Source organism: Yoonia sp. 72 (assembly GCF_034652275.1).
In the GTDB taxonomy this organism is placed as follows: Bacteria; Pseudomonadota; Alphaproteobacteria; order Rhodobacterales; family Rhodobacteraceae; genus Yoonia.
Genome location: NZ_JAXIWG010000003.1, coordinates 248945 through 264999 on the forward strand (window position 1 = coordinate 248945; position 16055 = coordinate 264999).

Below are 16055 nucleotides of genomic sequence, written 5' to 3' on the forward strand. Positions count from 1 at the left end.
CTTTCACAATGGCACAAAGCAGTCGTCGGTCGGGTCGTAGGTTTCAAGCAGGCCTTCGCCGATGTTTTTCCACAGCCCGTGCAGGCTGATCGTGTCAGCAAGGACTGCGCTGCGGATGAAGGGGAATGTCATCAGATTCTGCAAGGAAACGAGGATGGATGCCTTTTCCAACGCCCGTTTGCGGGTTGCGTCATCGCCAGTTGGCAGGGTGTCATAAGCAGGGCGCATGATATCGAGCCAGCGGCCGACGAAACTGGTCCGCTCATCAAGATCGGGGGCGTGGCCCGCACACATGTTGTAGCAGCCTTCGACACCGCCGCAGCCCGAATGGCCCAGCACGATCAGATGTTCCACCTTCAACGTGCGCACCGCATATTCCACCGCCGCCGATGTGCCGTGGTGCAGCCCGTCGGGTTCGTATTGCGGGATCAGGTTGGCGATATTGCGGTGGATGAACAATTCGCCCAGATCGGCCCCGAAGATCGACGTGACATGCAGGCGGCTGTCACAGCAGGACACGACCATGACGCGGGGCCGCTGGCCTTGGGCTGCCAGTTCGCCGAAGACGGTGCTGTTGGCGGCAAAGACCGTCGCTTTCCAGCCGTGATAGCGGTCAACCAGATAGGCCGGAAGCGGGCGGACGTAGTGCATGCATCAATCCTTGCAGTCTGTTGAGGGGATACGTCGCATTTTCCAGAATTTCGAGCAATTTTTCACTTGTGCATCAACCTTCTGGGAACATTGACAACGTAAGGCTTGGGCTATGGACAAGACAATACCTTTCCACACGGCCAGACCGCGCCCCGCGGCCGAGATCGTGATCCTGCCCTTGCGCGACAGTGCGCAGCACAATCCGGCGCTGCTGGCGCAGGCCCTTGCGGGTCACAGCCCGCATGAGGCCGAGGATATGCTGTGCCAGATCCTCGAAGGAATAGCCGACTGGCTGGATCTTTTGCAGCAGGGGCTGGCCTCGGGGGATCATGCCGGCATGGGCAAACCTGCGCGCCGGATCGCGCTGGTGGCGGGGCAGATCGGCCTGACCGATGTGGCGGTCGCCGCTGGCCATATCGCGCGCATCGCCGCATCAGGTGACAGACATGCGCTTGCGGCGGTGCTCGGGCGGCTGGAACGCGCCTTTGACATCGCCGTGACAGAGGTGTGGGATTTCCGCGATCCCTGACGCAATACGGTTTCGGGATGCCCCTTGCGGCGCCCTGACGGGTGGTTAGTCTGGCAGCGAATGACCTGACTGGATGACCCATGCCCCTTGCCTTTGCCGCCGCCGATGCCGTCGCGATCCCCGTTCACGTTCTGCAAGCCGCCGAGGCTGCGGCGTTTGTTGCCGACCTGCCCGCGCCTGCGCAGACTTGGGCAGGGCTTCAGGGGTTCAAAGGGGCATTGGGGCAGGTGCTAGTTGTGCCCGATGCGCAAGGCGGGATCGCGCAGGTGCTGGTGGGCTATGGCACACCGCAGGCGCGGGCACGCGGGCGGTTCCATATGGGGGCTGTCGCGCGGCAATTGCCCAAGGGCGTCTACCGGATCGCATCGGGGTTGTCCGGCCTTGATCTGGAAGAAGCGGCCCTTGCGTGGTTGCTGGCGGGCTATCAGTTCGACCGCTACCGCAAACCGGCCGAGCCGATCGCGGGGCTGGTGGCCCCCGATGGCATCGACGCCGCACGGACCCAGATTATCGCGCAGGCCGAGGCGCTGACGCGTGACCTGATCAACACGCCTGCATCAGACATGGGGCCGCAGGAGCTTGAGGACGCGGCGCGCGATCTGGCACAGGCGCATGGCGCGGCGATCACTGTCACGACGGGCGACGACCTGATCGGGGCGTTTCCGCTGATCCATGCGGTCGGGCGCGCCAGCACCCGTGCGCCGCGCCTGATCGACATGCGCTGGGGTGACGCGGGGCCAACCCTGACGCTGGTCGGCAAGGGCGTGTGTTTCGACACCGGCGGGTTGAACATCAAGCCCGGTGCCTCGATGGGGCTGATGAAAAAGGACATGGGCGGGGCGGCGACGGTGCTGGGGCTCGCGCAGATGATCATGGCGCTGGGCGTCCGGCTGCGGCTGCGCGTGCTGATTCCCGCCGTCGAAAACAGCATCGCGGGCGATGCGTTCCGCCCGCAGGACATCCTGCCCTCGCGCAAGGGGCTGACGGTCGAGATCAACAATACCGATGCCGAAGGCCGGCTGGTGCTGGCCGATGCGCTGGCACTGGCGGATGAGGAAACGCCCGATCTGGTGATTTCCATGGCGACCCTGACGGGGGCTGCGCGGGTTGCGGTGGGGCCGGACCTGTCGCCGTTTTTTACCGATAGCGACGATCATGCTGCCGCCATCGCGCGCGCCGCGCGGCAGGTGGCCGACCCTGTCTGGCGGATGCCGTTCCATGACCCTTACGAGGCGCTGATCGAACCCGGTATCGCCGATCTGGACAATGCGCCGGGCGGTGGCATGGCGGGCAGTATCACGGCGGCGTTGTTCCTGCGGCGCTTCGTGCAAAGCCCCTATGTGCATTTCGACATCTACGGCTGGCAGCCATCCGCAGCGCCATCGCGCCCCAAAGGCGGCGTCGGCATGGGCGCGCGGGCGGTGCTTGCGGCCTTGCCAAGCCTTTTGAAGCTGTGACCGACCGCCGCCTGACGCCCGCGAACGGCCGTGTCGCTGCCTTGCATCTGGCAGGGCAGGTCACGGCGGACCGCTATCTGGCCGGACAGCCGATGATGCTGATCCGCCCTGTCAGCGATCTGTGCGCGGCACCTGCGGGGGCGCGCGACCGGCAGGTGCTGCTGGGTGCCGTTGTCACCGTGTTCGAGGATCGGGACGGCTGGTCGTTCGTGCAAGGCGCGGATGGCTATGTCGGTTATGTCGCGTCCGACCGGCTGGGCACGGTGCAAGCGGCGACCCATATGGTCGGCACGGCGGCGACCCATGCCTATCTGGCCGAGGATATGAAATCGCCCGATGTGATGGCGCTGCCGTTCGGGGCGCGTGTCACCGTGGTCGATGAACGGGCAAAGTTCTTTGAAACCACGCTGGGCTATGTCCCGAAAAAGCATCTGCGGCCGCTGGACCGGCCTCTCACCGATCCCGCCACTGTCGCGCAGTTGCATTTCGGGGTGCCATACCTTTGGGGTGGCAACTCCACACGCGGCATTGATTGTTCGGGGCTGGTGGCAGCAGCGCTCGGGGCCTGCGCCATCCCGAGCCCTGCCGACAGCGACCTGCAATGTGCGGGGCTGGGGGCCGATTTTACCGGCACGGCACGACGGGGCGATCTGATTTTCTGGCTGGGCCATGTCGCGATGATGGTGGACGAAGCGACGCTGATCCACGCCAATGCGCATCACATGGCCACCGCCTATGAACCGCTGGAGGCTGCGACATTGCGCATCGCGGCACAGGGTGGCGGTCCGGTGACCGCGCGCCGCCGGATCTAGTGCAAATAGGCCGGTGTTTCGGGCCGTTGCACCAGCATCTGCCTGATCCGCAGGCCGAACGACCCAGCCGCCGCCGTCAGTTGCGGGGCCAGATCGGCGCGGACCATTTGCATCGCCATCCAGAGCGCACCTTCGCGGTCGTCGCTTGCCGCACTTGCCACGAAATGCGCGAAACAGCCCTCGTCGGGATGCAGACAGGCGCACTGCAGGGCATGGCGGTGCAATGGACGGCGGCGGTGATGGGTCAAGATGTCGACCATCTCGGAAAACGCCTGTGTTGCCGTGGCGGCGCGCGCGGCGCCCAGCCCGTTCGCCAGATCGGTCCGCATGGCGCAGCGCCCTTCGGGCCCTGCACACCAAAGCCGCAGATAGATCACAACGCAGGCTTCCAGATCATCCAGCTGGGACAGGCGCGCTGTCGTCTCACGGCCCAGCAACGGATCATGCAGGCTCATTTCGTCAGGATCAGCTTGCCTGCGCGGGTGATCCGCAAGGTATAGGTCTGATCGCCCAGCACGATCAGCGCCTGATTGCCGCCTTCGGTCAGGTTTGATGCGTCATGCGCCGGCAGCACGCGGGTCGCCTGCGCCTCTGACGGGGGAAGAGTGTGAACTGTCATTTGCCACGGACCTTTCAAATCAGTTGATCGGGCTTGCCTGCACGGGGGAACAGGCTGGCTGGACACGGGCATATCATCCCGTTCACCGGAGCAATTGTCAATCCGAGTTTTTTAGTCAGGAATAAATTATTTGTCGACCAGCCGGATCAGCTTGCGTTCGAGCACTTGCAAAACGGCCTTGAGGTCGTTGCCGCGTTTGAGCACCTGTCCGTCCATGCCGATCACCGCATATTGCCCTTGGCGCAGGCGCAGACGGGGATGTTTTTCGATCCGGTACAGCGGATTTTCGGCCGTGCGCCGGAAGATCGAAAAGACCGCCATGTCGCGCAGATTGGAAATGCCATAGTCGCGCCATTCGCCCGCTGCGACCATGCGTCCGTAAAGCCCGAGAATCAGACCAAGCTCGGTGCGTTGGAAGGCCACCTGTGCGGGTGTATGAAAAGGTGAGGGGGGCTGAACGGTCATCCCGAATCTTCGCCTTGTCCGGCTTTGAAATCAAGCCGTGTTACAATGCGGCCATCCTTCCGCCGTAATTATACCGCCGGAATGCCCCATCGACAGCCAAATTGGGACACATGTCGTCGCAATAGTTAACGCATAGCGAAATGCTACCTCGATGTCGCGGCCAACAGCCCCCACCCAGTTCGCGGCATCGAGGACTTTCGCGGTTTCACCCGCATGTGACATCTGCGATGCGGCCTTGGGCGTCGATCTTGAAATTGATCCGTTCTGGCCGGAAATCCATCGTGACCATCGTGTCGGGGCGGATGATACGCACTTCGTCCATGATCAGCACGCGTTGCAATGCCGTATCGGGCTGGCCCACCAGATAGGTATATTCACTTGCCCCGCAGGTATCGGGCAAGGTCGGCGCGGTGCCGGGATTGTCAACGGTGGCACAAGCGGCAAGTAGCAGGAGGGGGATCAGAATACGCATGAGTTCGGGTCCTGTGATGGCGGTCTTTGGCACGAGGGAGGTTGAATTCCCTGCCGGTTTCGCAGATCAACATGACACAACATCAAGGAGAGGTCGACATGCGCACAAGAGCAGCAGTGGCAATGGCGGCAGGGCAGCCGTTGCAGGTGATGGAAGTCAACCTCGAAGGCCCGCGCGCGGGCGAGGTTCTGGTCGAGATCAAGGCGACGGGCATCTGTCACACCGATGAATTCACCCGGTCCGGTGCCGACCCCGAAGGGATGTTTCCTGCGATCCTTGGCCATGAAGGGGCGGGCGTCGTCATCGAGGTCGGCGAAGGTGTCACTTCCTTGAAGCCCGGCGACCACGTGATCCCGCTTTACACGCCCGAATGCCGTGAATGCGAATATTGCCTGAACCCGAAAACCAACCTTTGCCAGTCGATCCGCACGACCCAAGGCAAGGGCGTCATGCCCGACGGCACCAGCCGGTTTTCCATGCTCGATGGCACGCCGATCCTGCATTACATGGGCTGTTCGACATTCGCCAACCACACGGTCCTGCCGGAAATCGCACTGGCCAAGGTCCGCAAGGACGCGCCTTTCGACAAGATCTGCTACATCGGCTGCGGTGTGACCACCGGTATCGGCGCTGTCATCAACACCGCCAAGGTCGAAATCGGCAGCCGAGCCATTGTGTTCGGTCTGGGCGGGATCGGGTTGAACGTGATCCAGGGCCTGCGTCTGGCGGGGGCCGACCAGATCGTCGGCGTTGACCTCAACGAGAGCAAGATCGAAATGGCGACCCGTTTCGGCATGACTGATTTCGTGAACCCCTCAAAAGTGTCGGGCGATCTGGTCGCACATCTGGTCGCGCTGACCAAGGGCGGGGCCGATTACACGTTCGATGCCACCGGCAATGTCGGCGTGATGCGCACGGCGCTGGAATCCGCGCATAAAGGCTGGGGCGAAAGCATCATCATCGGTGTGGCGCCTGCGGGGGCTGAAATCTCGACCCGGCCGTTCCAACTGGTGACAGGGCGCAGCTGGCGGGGCACCGCCTTTGGCGGCGCGCGCGGGCGCACGGACGTGCCCAAGATCGTGGACTGGTACATGCAGGGCAAGATCGAGATCGACCCGATGATCACCCACAAGCTTAAACTTGAGGACATCAACCATGGCTTCGATCTGATGCACGAAGGCAAAAGCATCCGCGCGGTCGTCGAATTTTAAGCCGCATCAGCGGCACAGAAAGGGCAGACATGGCCAAGGATCGTATGTTGTTGGCCGTGTTGATCGACGCGGACAATATCCCCGCCAAATACGCAGGTCCCATCCTGCGCGAGGTCACGACCTATGGCGAACCGGCCTTGCGCCGCGTCTATGGCGACTGGTCCAGCCCCGCCTTGGGTGGCTGGAAGAAAGAGGTCATGGAACTGGGCCTTGTGGCCAATCAGGAAACCGCCAACACCCGTGGCAAGAACGCCAGCGACATCGGGCTGGTAATCGACGCGATGGATATCCTGCATTCGGGGCGGTTCGACGGTTTCGTGCTGGTCAGCTCCGACAGCGATTTCACGGCGCTGGCCAACCGGCTGCGCGAAAACGGTGTCGTTGTTATCGGGATCGGTGAAGGCAAGGCGCCCGTCAGCCTGCGCAATGTCTGCAACCGGTTCATTCTGATCGAAAACCTTGTGGATCAGGACAAGGACCAACCGGTCGCAGCCAAAGGCGAGGTCGCCAAGCCCGCGCCCGCAGGCGCGCCGCTGCGCAACCCGCCGTCTGCCGCGATCCCGATGGTGATCAAGGCGATGGAAAGCATCGACGCCGAAGGCGAATGGTATTCGCTGGGCCAGTTGGGCCAGTATATCACGCGCGCTTCGCCTGATTTCGACCCGCGCACCTATGGCAGCGCGAAGCTGTCGGACATGCTGGTCAAGTCAGGCCGGTTCGAAGTCCGCAAAGGCCAGGGCAACCACCTTGAAGCCCGCAGGCTGGATTAGCCTTTGACCCCGTAACGGGCCATGAACATATCGACCGCACCGTCGATGACACGATCCTTTTCCGCGCGGGTAAAGCTGTCTGACATGCTGAACACCATGCGCGGGAACAGGTCTGCCTTGCACAATTCATGGAACTGGTCGGCTGCCAGCAGCACATCGTCGATCTTTAACTCGCCCCTGTCCATCGCGATGCGAAAGAAATCCGCCATGCGTTCGCGGATCAGCATCGGGGCGCATTCATAGAATTCGCGCGCCAGCTCAGGGAACCGTCCGCTCTCTGCGACGCAGATGCGAAAGACGCGGGTGCCGAATTCAGAGGTGATGAAATCAACCATTTCGGTTGCGATCTTGCGCAGCACCAGTGTCGCAGGCGCGTTAAAATCAACGGTTTCAATCACATGCTGGGTCTGGCGGTGGCAGGCGGTTTTCGCCACCTGCATGAACAGGAATTTCTTGTCGGGAAAATAGCTGTAAAGCGTGGCTTTTGATACGCCTGCGGCGCGCGCGATATCGTCGACGGACGCCCCTTCATATCCATCGGACATGAACACTTGGCGTGCGCCTTCCAGAACCTGATCGAATTTTCGGCCCTTTTTGGGCTCAATCGCACCATCTGGCATTATATTCTCCCCTCGTGTGCTATCTTAAACCGATCAGTTCACTTCGGGCAAGGCGATAACACCAGACGACGATCCGGCCTTATTTCAGGGGCGCTGTACAGGTCTCTGCCACAGGGGCTGCGACCGTCCCGCAGGGCTGTGTCACGTCGGGCATTGGTGCGGGCGGGAAGGTCAGCGTCGGCAGGCTGACGGAAGTCGAGAAGGCGCTGGCAGGGGCGGCAAAGGCTGCGCAAAGGGCGAGGGCAAGGGTCAGGCGGGTCATGGGTGATCTCCAATGTTGACTGCTGCAATTAACTAAACAGTTCAGTTTAGTTTGCAAGAATAAATGAACTGATGGGTTCACTTTTGTGGCTTGCCAGATCGCGCGATGGGCGTAGATTAGAACTATTCTAAAGTTAGGGTCCCCGATGATTCCCGGTTTTGCAGAACGCCGCCGCTTTAACGACCTGTCGGAACAGGAAATTCTGGCGCTTGCCATATCCTCGGAGGAAGATGATGCGCGCATCTACCGCGTCTATGCAGAGAAACTGCGCGCTGGCTATCCAGCCTCTGCCGCCGTGTTCGACGGCATGGCCGTCGAGGAAAACGAGCATCGCCGCCGTCTGATCGACCTGCATGTCGCGCGGTTCGGTGACGTCATCCCCCTCATCCGGCGCGAACATGTGGCGGGGTTCTATGCGCGCCGTCCGGTCTGGCTTGTCGAGAACCTCAGCCTCGAGCGTATCCGCGACGAAGCCGCGCGCATGGAACGTGACGCCCAGCGGTTCTATGAACTGGCCGCAGGGCAGGCGAGCGATGCCGCGACCCGCAAATTGCTGGGCGATCTGGCCGCCGCCGAGGCTGGCCACACCGACAAGGCGGCGAAACTATCCGCGACCCATCTGGGCGACGACGTCAAAACCGCCGAGGAATCCGCCGCCTATCGCCAGTTCGTGTTGACATGGGTGCAGCCGGGGCTGGCGGGGTTGATGGATGGCTCTGTCTCCACGCTCGCTCCGATTTTCGCGGTGGCCTTTGCCACGCAGGACACTTGGACGACCTTTCTTGTGGGGTTGGCCGCGTCGGTCGGTGCGGGCATTTCGATGGGCTTTACCGAGGCCGCATCCGATGACGGCAAGATCTCGGGGCGCGGCTCACCGTATAAGCGCGGGCTGGCGGCAGGCGTGATGACGACCATCGGCGGTCTGGGCCATGCGCTGCCTTACCTGATCGCGGACTTCTGGACCGCCACAACCGTGGCGTTGATCGTCGTTATCGTCGAGCTTTGGGCGATTGCATGGATCCAGAACAAATACATGCAGACACCTTGGGGGCGGGCGATCTTTCAGGTGGTTCTGGGCGGGGCCTTGGTCTTTGCTGCAGGGGTGCTGATCGGTTCGGGATAGATGTCGCGCACCATGGTCGTGGCGGCGTTGAAGCCAAAAACATGCCGCCAGAGCCCCAGTTTATGCGTGTGCATTTCGACAAAGCCCTGATGCAGATAAAGCGCGCGCGCCCGCGGGTTCGTGTCGATGACGTCAAGCCGGACCTGCCTGTAGCCGCGGGTTTTGGCCTCTGCCGTGATCGCATCGAGCAGTGCGGTGCCCACGCCGCGCCCACGATATTCGGGGGCCACGAATATCCCGTCCATCAGGAAACGGTCGTTGTCGGTGTCGCGTTCCAGCGCAGACAACAGGCCCATCCGCACCGCCGCGCCGACATAGCCGTAAACCCGCCGCAGGTCGGTGAAATTGCCGCTGACCAGCGCGCCGTGATGTGTCTTGAACCCTGCGACCCCCAGCAGGCGACCATTGGCGTCATGCGCGCAGATGCCGTGATCTGACCGCAGCACGCGGCCGATGAACACCAGCGCGCGGTATTTCGGCCCCATCACAAAACCCAGCTTTTCGCCGAAGGCTTCCCAATAGAGGGCCGCCACCTCGGCCCGGTTTGCATCGGGGATGCCGACGGTGATCTTCATGTGAAACTGCCGAATGGTATATAGGTGACAGGATCGCCGGGGGTGATCGTCATGGCCGCATCCGGCAGCACGACCAGCCCTTCGGCCCAAGCGAGCCCGCTGACCCGCCCCGACCCTTCCGAGGCGAAAACCTCTGCCTTGCCATCCCTGATCCGCGCGCGCAGGTATTCGCGCCGCCCGGCCTTTTTGGACTTGGCAAAAGCGGCGGGCACGATGAACCCCTGTGGTTCCGGCCAGTCGCCGCCGGCCATCAGGGCCAGTGCTGGATGTGCAAAGACCAGCGCGCAGACCATCGCCGCGACCGGATTGCCGGGCAGGCCCAGCACCGGCTTGCCGCCCCAGAGGCCCATCGCCAAAGGCCGCCCCGGTTTCATCGCCACCCGCCAGAGCGCGAGCGACCCGGTGCCTGCAAGCAAGGCGGACATATGATCTTCGTCCCCGCCTGACGCACCGCCCGAGGTCAGGATCACGTCGCAGTCCGCAGCACCCCCGTCCAGCATCGCGCGCAAGGCGGCGCGGTCATCTGGTGCGCGCCCCAGATCAATCGCATCGTGGCCCCATTGCCGGACGAGTGCGGTTAGCATCGGGCGGTTGGCGTCGAAAATCTGCCCCTCGGCGGCCTGACTTCCCGGTTCGCGCAGTTCATCGCCTGTGGACAAGAGGCCGACCCGCAGGGGGCAATAGACGTGAAGGTCCCCAATGCCGACCGCTGCGCACATGCCCAGATCGGCGGGGGTCAGCCTGCGCCCTTGCCGCGCGATGGTCTGGCCTGCGGTCATATCCTCGGCCGCTGCGCGCGCATTGGCACCGCGTTTCAGCGGGCCTTGAAAGGTGATCGCGGTGTCGGTGGCCTGCACGTCTTCCTGCATCACGACGGTATCCACGCCCTGCGGCAAGTTTGCGCCGGTCAGGATGCGGATCGCATGACCTGCGGGGATGATGCCTGCGAATGGCTGGCCAGCGGCGGCGCGTCCTTGCACCAGCGTCAAGGTCTGTGCGCCGGTGCCTGCCGGTCCGGCAAAGGCGTATCCATCAACTGCCGCATTTGGGCTCGGGGGATGCGCGCGCAAGGCGGTGACATCCTGCGCCAGATACCGCCCTGCTGCAGCCGTCAGCGGTCGGGTTTCAGCATCGGCCACAGGGCGCAGATGCTGGCGCAGGTGAGCGAGAGCCTGATCGACCGGCGTCCAATGCACGCCTTGCGGCAGGGCAAAGCAATCGTTGCGCAAAACGGGCACGCTGGCTGCCTGTTCCAGAAGCGGGACATGCCCCAGCCCGAGGATCGACCCTTCGGCATTCGCAGGCACGGCGAGCATGCGGGCCAGATCGTCCGGTGCCAGCGTTGAGAGCGCGCGTGCTAAAACACGCACCTGATGCGCATCCTTGATCGCATCCGGCGGGCAGGTCGCGGCAATGGTCTTGGCGATGAGCGAGGGCCAGACCTCGACCAGCGCGATTGGCGGCGTCAGCGGTTCGAACGGCCAGACGGCAAGCTCTGCGCCAAAGCGGTGCCGCAGCCGCGCCAGAACGGGAAGCCCCATGATGACCTGACTGCCGACAGCCCCCGCACCAGAGAGTTGCCAAACCGGAAAAGCCCCCTTGGCATTCTGTTCGGCGGCGCGTTTTTCGGGCATGACGCAGGTGCGGTCACGCCCCTTGCGCGGCAGGTCGGGAATGTCGCGGGCCAGCCCGTTGCCCCAGAACGGCCCGATCCCGGGGAAAAGCGCGTTGATCTGCCCCGCCAGATCGAAACGGTTGTTGGCCTTCGGGCTGTCCTGCACGCGCGCGGCGAACCAGTCCCAAATCGCAAAAGGATCGTCCGATCCGGTCAGCACCTGCCCGAACCCCGCCGGATAGCCGAAGGCGAAATCGAACCCTGCCAGCACGCGCCGTCCGGCCTTGCGTTCCGCCGTCAGGAATTGCGTGATCCAGTCCTCGGCCCGTTGGCGGTTGCGGTGATAGACGGGGTCCTCGGCCATGCCTGCGCGGGCCACACCTGACCAGATCGCGTCTTTCTTGGGGCTGGCCCCGCGGTCGTTGCCGCCTGACCAATCGACGATCAGCACCGTGTCCCACATCACAGGCCGACCTCGGACAGGATGAAATCGGCGATGGCGCGGGTATCGTCCAGATCGAAAACCGGTCGGTCGAGTGTCAGGGCGGTGTCGCTTGCCACCGCGCGCACGGTCGGATCGTCAGGCGCAATCAGCGGGTTGCCTGTGGCGGTGCGGAAGGCTTCGACCTTGGGATGGGCGTCGCGTTTGTAGCCTTCGACCAGCACCAGATCGACGGGGGACAACAGGCGCAAAAGATCGGCCAGCGGCGGTTCATCCGCACCGCGCAATTCGGTCATCAGCGCCCAGCGGTCGCGCGAGGCCAGCAGGACCTGACTTGCCCCCGCCTGCCGGTGACGAAAGGAATCCTTGCCGGGCTGGTCCACGTCGAAGGTGTGATGCGCGTGTTTCAGGGTCGAGACGCTGAACCCGCGTGCCGCAATTTCCGTGACCAGCCGTTCCATCAACCCGGTCTTGCCTGCGTTCTTGTAACCGACGACGCCGTAGACCTTCATAGCAACGCCTGCGCGCGGGCCAGATCATCGGGCGTGTTGACGTTGAAAAAGGCCAGATCGTCGGGGAATTCCGCCGTGCCCGCGCCATGCCTTTCGGTCCAGAGCACGACCTTGCGCAGCCCGTCCTGCAACGCCGCGCGCAGATCATCGCGCAGCGCAACAGGCCAGAGGCCGAAGGTCGGCTGCCGCCCACCCGGGCTTGCCGCCAGCGCGAGCCCCAGATCGCCACCCGCCAGTTGCAGGCGCGGCACCAGATCGCAGGGCAGAAACGGCGTGTCGGCAGCAGCGGTGACGATATGGCTGGCCCCTTGCGCTGCCGCCCAGTCAAGACCGGCCAGCACGCCGGACAATGGTCCCGCAAAGCCTGCGATGCTGTCCGCGATCACGGGCAGTCCGAGATGCGAGAAACGGGCGGGATCGCCGTTTGCGTTCAGCGCCAGTGCTGCGACCTGCGGATGCAGCCGGTCGATCACGGACCCGAGGATCGTGCTGTCGCCCAAGGGCAAAAGGCCCTTGTCGCCGCCGCCCATGCGCGTGGCGAGACCGCCCGCAAGGATCACCCCCAAAGGCGCGTTCACCGCGCCACCTGCGTGTGTGGAGGGTTTGGGAGCCTCCGGCGGGAGTATTTTTGGAAAAAAGAAGCTGAAAGGGTCATGGGGCGGCCTTGCGCCCCAAGCGCGCGGGTTCATCCGGGATCAGGCTGGGGTCGGCGTCGCGGATCAGCCGGTGATCGCCGGCCAGACAGACGAAGCGCTGGCCTTTCATCCGCCCGATCAGGGTCAGCCCCACCTGTTGCGCGATCTCGACGCCCCAAGCGGTGAAGCCCGAGCGCGAGGCCAGCGCGGGAATGCCCATCAGCGCGGTCTTGATCACCATTTCCGAGGTCAGCCTGCCGGTGGTGTAGAGCAGCTTGTCACCTGCTGGCACGCTGTGGTGCAGCATCCAGCCTGCGATCTTGTCGACGGCGTTGTGGCGGCCGACATCCTCCATATAGACAAGCGGGCGGTCGCCCTGGCAAAGGACTGTGCCGTGGATGGCACCCGCCTCGAGGTAAAGCGAGGGGGTGCGGTTGATCGTGGCGGCCAGCGCGTAAAGCTCCGAGGTGCGCAGCGCCAGATCGGGCAGGGTCACGCCTGCCAGCCCTTCCATCATGTCTCCAAAGACAGTGCCGACAGCGCAGCCGCTGGTGCGGGTTTTCTTGCGCAGTTTGTCCTCAAACGTGGTCTTTGACGCGGTGCGCACGACCACGGTGTCGAGTTCCTCGTCATAGTCGATGCCGGTGACGGTGTCGTCGTCGCGCAGCATCCCCTGATTGCGCAGAAAGCCGAGGGCGAGATACTGCGGATAGTCCCCGATCGTCATGGCGGTGACGATTTCCTGGGCGTTCAGGTAGATCGTCAGCGGCCGTTCCTCGACCACGCGCAGGGCGACGGGCGCGCCGGTCTGGTCGGTGCCGGTGACCGCGCGGGTGAGCCGCTCCGAGGCCGGATCGGGCGCGATCAGATAGGACGAGAGATCATCAAGCCGTGCCAATTGTCATTTCCAGTCTGCGGGGTTAAGCCTGCCGCACCGCTGCCAAGCTAGGCCAAAGCCATGACAAGTTCTACCGTCAAATCCCCTGCAAAATCCGCCTATTGGGCAGGTGTCCGCGACGGCAGCCCGTTCATCCTGATGGCCGTGCCGTTTGCCACCCTTTTCGGTGTGGTGGCGACAGATGCGGGGCTGACCGTGGCGCAGGCGATGGGGTTTACCGTGCTGGTGATCGCAGGCGCCGCGCAATTCGCCGCCGTGCAGATGATGATGGAAGATGCGGGCATCGCCTTTGTGCTGCTGGCCGCCTTGGCCGTCAATCTGCGGATGGCGATGTACTCGGCGTCACTCGTGCCCTATCTTGGGGCGGCACCTTTGTGGAAACGCGCGCTGGTGGCCTATCTGAATTTCGACCAGACCTTCATCACCTCGGTCGCCCGTTACGAAGCCCGCCCCGAGATGAGCGTGCAGGACCGTGTGTCCTATTTTCTGGGTGTGGCGACCCCGATCACACCCTTGTGGTTCATCATGACGCTGGTCGGGATCATGGTCGGGTCCGCCATCCCCGAGGCCTGGGCATTGGATTTCATCGTGCCGATCATGTTTCTGGCGATGGTGTCGCCGATGCTGAAATCATTGGCGCATGTGGCGGCGGCGGCGGTGTCGGTGATCGTGGCGCTGGCCTTGGTGGGCCTGCCATCGGGCACCGGTTTGCTGATCGCGGCAGGGGCGGCGATGGTCACGGGTGCGCTGGTCGAGACCTGGATGGAAAGGCGCAAGGCATGACTTATTCCACCTTCGAGATCTGGCTGATCATCGTGATCCTCGGGGCGGGGACATTTCTGATCCGGTTTTCGTTTTTGGGGCTGATCGGCGACCGCCCGATGCCGCCTGTGGTGCTAAAGCTGTTGCGCTTTACGCCTGTGGCGGTGCTGCCGGGGATGGTCGCACCGCTGGTGCTGTGGCCTGCGGCGACGCAGGGCGTACCTGACCCTGCACGGATGATCGCGGCCATTGTCACCGTGGCCGTGGGCATCAAAACCCGCAGTGCGATCTGGGGGATCGGCGCGGGGATCGGCACGCTCTATCTGGCGCTGTGGGTGTTCGCTATTCGCTAAGCGCCGCGTTGATCCGGGCGGCGGCGATGGCTTTGTCGTCTGGATCGTCCTCGCGGTATTCGCGGGTTTCAACACCGGGCAAAGTTGCGAAGTCATCCGACAGGCGGTTGGGTGACCATGTCTGTCTGATCCCCTCGAAACCGGGTAGTTGCCGCAACAGCCGCGACGTGGCGCGCGAACAATGCGCTTGTGGCACAGCACCGTTCGCCAGTGCCAGTTGCAGCGCACGTTCGGCGACCTCGGGTGCGACCTGCACCTTTTGACCCACGACGTGATAGGTCACGCGGGCGTGGTAGCTGATGTAGAACTGCTCCAGCTCTGGCGTCACGCCGAACAGCACGTCGTTGCGTTCGGGCATCCGGTTCTGCACGAAAGACCCTGCCGGATCGAACAGCACCCGCTGGCTTGCATTGATCAGCAGCGCCGAATGGGCCCCGTTGCCGGAGCCGTTGTTCTTCATCGTGTACAGCGTCAGGTAGCTGTTGTCGGGGTCGCGAAAGATCGCGCGCGAGACGATGTCGTCAGGCGCCCAGACCTCTTGGCCCGTGCAAGCCGACAGCGCCAAAGGCGCAGCAATCAGGAAAAAGCGCCGCTGCACGCGAAATCAGGCGTTTACGAGGGCGAGAAAGATCAGCACACCGATACAGACCGCGGCAGTCTTGATGGACAGGCTGATGAAGCCGTTGAAGGTCTTTTCCTGTTCGGAGATGTCCATTTTTCCGGGCTCGTAGTCGTGGTCGGCCATCGTATGTTCCTTGTTGCGCTGGTTTCGTTCCGCTTAACCGATTTGAACCGGGCTGTCACCCGGTCAGGTGGTCACTTTTTCTCGCGTTCGAGTGCTGCGGCAAACTGAAAGCCGATGCGCGCGGGCTCTGGCTGGTCAAGCTGTTTGGCGCTGGCGATCAGTGTCACGTTCAGCTGGCTGACATGCTGGACCAGTTGCGTTTTCGCGCCTTCCTCGTTGATGCCGTAGAAGGTGATGATGTCCGGCGCGAAATAGCCCAACCCTTCGATGCGGATGACACCGGCATTGCTGCCTGCAAGGCTGATCCCGACCTCGTGGTCATTGTCGAGCTGGGACTCGAAATGCTGGATATACATGATGACGCGTTCATAGGCCCATTGCGCGGCAGACTTGTCCTTGGTGGGTTCGCTCAACGCGCGCGGCAGGTCACCTTGCGACACACAGGGCGTGTCGGGGTCGGTATGGACCTCTTGCATCAACGGCAGATAGGCGTTTTCCAGATGTTCTGCCGAGGTGTCGATCGTCAT

Annotated in this window: 23 protein-coding genes; 8 read left to right on the plus strand and 15 right to left on the minus strand. The window is 63.1% G+C overall.

The features are described from left to right. Window positions 1-3: 3 nt before the first annotated feature. Window positions 4-651: a carbonic anhydrase gene (locus tag VCK47_RS13560; protein WP_322890346.1), complete on the minus strand. Its 648-nt coding sequence runs from the start codon at window positions 649-651 to the stop codon at window positions 4-6. A 112-nt stretch (window positions 652-763) separates the two neighbouring features. On the opposite strand from VCK47_RS13560, the gene VCK47_RS13565 reads away from it, so the two are divergent. From VCK47_RS13565 to VCK47_RS13575, 3 genes are all read left to right on the plus strand, one after another. After that, window positions 764-1180, plus strand: coding sequence for a hypothetical protein (locus tag VCK47_RS13565; RefSeq protein ID WP_322890345.1), 417 nt, complete (start codon window positions 764-766; stop codon window positions 1178-1180). Window positions 1181-1260: 80 nt separating this feature from the next. Further along, window positions 1261-2637 carry a leucyl aminopeptidase family protein gene (locus tag VCK47_RS13570; protein ID WP_322890344.1) on the plus strand — a complete coding sequence of 459 codons (1377 nt, stop codon included), beginning with the start codon at window positions 1261-1263 and terminating at the stop codon, window positions 2635-2637. Further along, window positions 2634-3449, plus strand: a complete 816-nt coding sequence (locus VCK47_RS13575; RefSeq protein WP_322890343.1) for a C40 family peptidase — start codon at window positions 2634-2636, stop codon at window positions 3447-3449. Before VCK47_RS13570 ends, VCK47_RS13575 begins: the two co-directional genes overlap by 4 nt. Here VCK47_RS13575 and VCK47_RS13580 read toward each other — a convergent pair. The 4 genes from VCK47_RS13580 to VCK47_RS13595 all read right to left on the minus strand — a co-directional run bounded on the left by VCK47_RS13580 (window position 3446) and on the right by VCK47_RS13595 (window position 5005). Further along, window positions 3446-3904, minus strand: a complete 459-nt coding sequence (locus tag VCK47_RS13580; RefSeq protein WP_322890342.1) for a hypothetical protein — start codon at window positions 3902-3904, stop codon at window positions 3446-3448. The two genes, VCK47_RS13575 and VCK47_RS13580, sit on opposite strands and share 4 nt — an antisense overlap. Next, window positions 3901-4068 (minus strand): hemin uptake protein HemP, encoded by a 168-nt coding sequence (hemP, locus tag VCK47_RS13585; protein ID WP_322890341.1) that lies wholly within the window; start codon window positions 4066-4068, stop codon window positions 3901-3903. Before hemP ends, VCK47_RS13580 begins: the two co-directional genes overlap by 4 nt. A 126-nt stretch (window positions 4069-4194) precedes the next feature. Beyond that, window positions 4195-4533, minus strand: coding sequence for a DUF2794 domain-containing protein (locus tag VCK47_RS13590; protein WP_322890340.1), 339 nt, complete (start codon window positions 4531-4533; stop codon window positions 4195-4197). A gap of 205 nt (window positions 4534-4738) precedes the next feature. Beyond that, a complete protein-coding gene (locus VCK47_RS13595; protein ID WP_322890339.1) occupies window positions 4739-5005 on the minus strand; it encodes an I78 family peptidase inhibitor in 267 nt (88 codons plus the stop codon). Window positions 5006-5103: 98 nt separating this feature from the next. Here VCK47_RS13595 and VCK47_RS13600 point away from each other — a divergent pair, with 98 nt between their 5' ends. Together VCK47_RS13600 and VCK47_RS13605 are read left to right on the plus strand one after the other, a co-directional pair. Beyond that, entirely contained in the window at window positions 5104-6216 is a 1113-nt protein-coding gene (locus VCK47_RS13600; protein ID WP_322890338.1) for an S-(hydroxymethyl)glutathione dehydrogenase/class III alcohol dehydrogenase, read from the plus strand. A gap of 29 nt (window positions 6217-6245) precedes the next feature. After that, on the plus strand, window positions 6246-6986 hold the full coding sequence (locus VCK47_RS13605; RefSeq protein WP_322890337.1) for an NYN domain-containing protein: 741 nt from the start codon (window positions 6246-6248) through the stop codon (window positions 6984-6986). On the opposite strand, the gene VCK47_RS13610 is transcribed toward VCK47_RS13605, so the two are convergent. Both VCK47_RS13610 and VCK47_RS13615 read right to left on the minus strand, forming a co-directional pair. Next, complete coding sequence (locus tag VCK47_RS13610) at window positions 6983-7606, minus strand: TetR/AcrR family transcriptional regulator (RefSeq protein WP_322890336.1); 624 nt, start codon at window positions 7604-7606, stop codon at window positions 6983-6985. The genes VCK47_RS13605 and VCK47_RS13610 overlap by 4 nt on opposite strands. Before the next feature lie 79 nt (window positions 7607-7685). Next, the gene (locus VCK47_RS13615) at window positions 7686-7868 is read right to left on the minus strand and encodes a hypothetical protein (protein WP_322890335.1); all 183 of its coding nucleotides are present in this window, start codon (window positions 7866-7868) and stop codon (window positions 7686-7688) included. A 145-nt stretch (window positions 7869-8013) separates the two neighbouring features. Between VCK47_RS13615 and mbfA the strand changes: the two genes are divergently transcribed. Beyond that, the gene (mbfA, locus tag VCK47_RS13620) at window positions 8014-8991 is read left to right on the plus strand and encodes an iron exporter MbfA (RefSeq protein ID WP_322890334.1); all 978 of its coding nucleotides are present in this window, start codon (window positions 8014-8016) and stop codon (window positions 8989-8991) included. Here the strand turns inward: mbfA and VCK47_RS13625 are convergent. The 5 genes from VCK47_RS13625 to VCK47_RS13645 all read right to left on the minus strand — a co-directional run bounded on the left by VCK47_RS13625 (window position 8931) and on the right by VCK47_RS13645 (window position 13668). Then, window positions 8931-9566, minus strand: coding sequence for a GNAT family N-acetyltransferase (locus VCK47_RS13625; RefSeq protein ID WP_322890333.1), 636 nt, complete (start codon window positions 9564-9566; stop codon window positions 8931-8933). The two genes, mbfA and VCK47_RS13625, sit on opposite strands and share 61 nt — an antisense overlap. Beyond that, window positions 9563-11644: a gephyrin-like molybdotransferase Glp gene (gene glp, locus VCK47_RS13630; protein ID WP_322890332.1), complete on the minus strand. Its 2082-nt coding sequence runs from the start codon at window positions 11642-11644 to the stop codon at window positions 9563-9565. Before glp ends, VCK47_RS13625 begins: the two co-directional genes overlap by 4 nt. After that, on the minus strand, window positions 11644-12135 hold the full coding sequence (gene mobB / locus VCK47_RS13635) for a molybdopterin-guanine dinucleotide biosynthesis protein B (RefSeq protein WP_322890331.1): 492 nt from the start codon (window positions 12133-12135) through the stop codon (window positions 11644-11646). The genes glp and mobB overlap by 1 nt, the downstream gene beginning before the upstream one ends. Beyond that, window positions 12132-12713, minus strand: a complete 582-nt coding sequence (gene mobA / locus VCK47_RS13640) for a molybdenum cofactor guanylyltransferase MobA (protein ID WP_322890330.1) — start codon at window positions 12711-12713, stop codon at window positions 12132-12134. The genes mobB and mobA overlap by 4 nt, the downstream gene beginning before the upstream one ends. A gap of 73 nt (window positions 12714-12786) precedes the next feature. Beyond that, complete coding sequence (locus VCK47_RS13645) at window positions 12787-13668, minus strand: formate dehydrogenase accessory sulfurtransferase FdhD (protein WP_322890329.1); 882 nt, start codon at window positions 13666-13668, stop codon at window positions 12787-12789. A gap of 60 nt (window positions 13669-13728) precedes the next feature. On the opposite strand from VCK47_RS13645, the gene VCK47_RS13650 reads away from it, so the two are divergent. Both VCK47_RS13650 and VCK47_RS13655 read left to right on the plus strand, forming a co-directional pair. Then, on the plus strand, window positions 13729-14451 hold the full coding sequence (locus tag VCK47_RS13650; RefSeq protein ID WP_322890328.1) for an AzlC family ABC transporter permease: 723 nt from the start codon (window positions 13729-13731) through the stop codon (window positions 14449-14451). Next, complete coding sequence (locus VCK47_RS13655) at window positions 14448-14783, plus strand: AzlD domain-containing protein (RefSeq protein ID WP_322890327.1); 336 nt, start codon at window positions 14448-14450, stop codon at window positions 14781-14783. The genes VCK47_RS13650 and VCK47_RS13655 overlap by 4 nt, the downstream gene beginning before the upstream one ends. Here VCK47_RS13655 and VCK47_RS13660 read toward each other — a convergent pair. The 3 genes from VCK47_RS13660 to VCK47_RS13670 form a co-directional block, all read right to left on the minus strand. Then, a complete protein-coding gene (locus VCK47_RS13660; protein WP_322890326.1) occupies window positions 14773-15381 on the minus strand; it encodes a hypothetical protein in 609 nt (202 codons plus the stop codon). The genes VCK47_RS13655 and VCK47_RS13660 overlap by 11 nt on opposite strands. A 6-nt stretch (window positions 15382-15387) precedes the next feature. Further along, a complete protein-coding gene (locus VCK47_RS13665; RefSeq protein ID WP_322890325.1) occupies window positions 15388-15528 on the minus strand; it encodes an aa3-type cytochrome c oxidase subunit IV in 141 nt (46 codons plus the stop codon). A 71-nt stretch (window positions 15529-15599) separates the two neighbouring features. Continuing rightward, window positions 15600-16055 (minus strand): DUF6173 family protein, encoded by a 456-nt coding sequence (locus tag VCK47_RS13670; RefSeq protein WP_322890324.1) that lies wholly within the window; start codon window positions 16053-16055, stop codon window positions 15600-15602.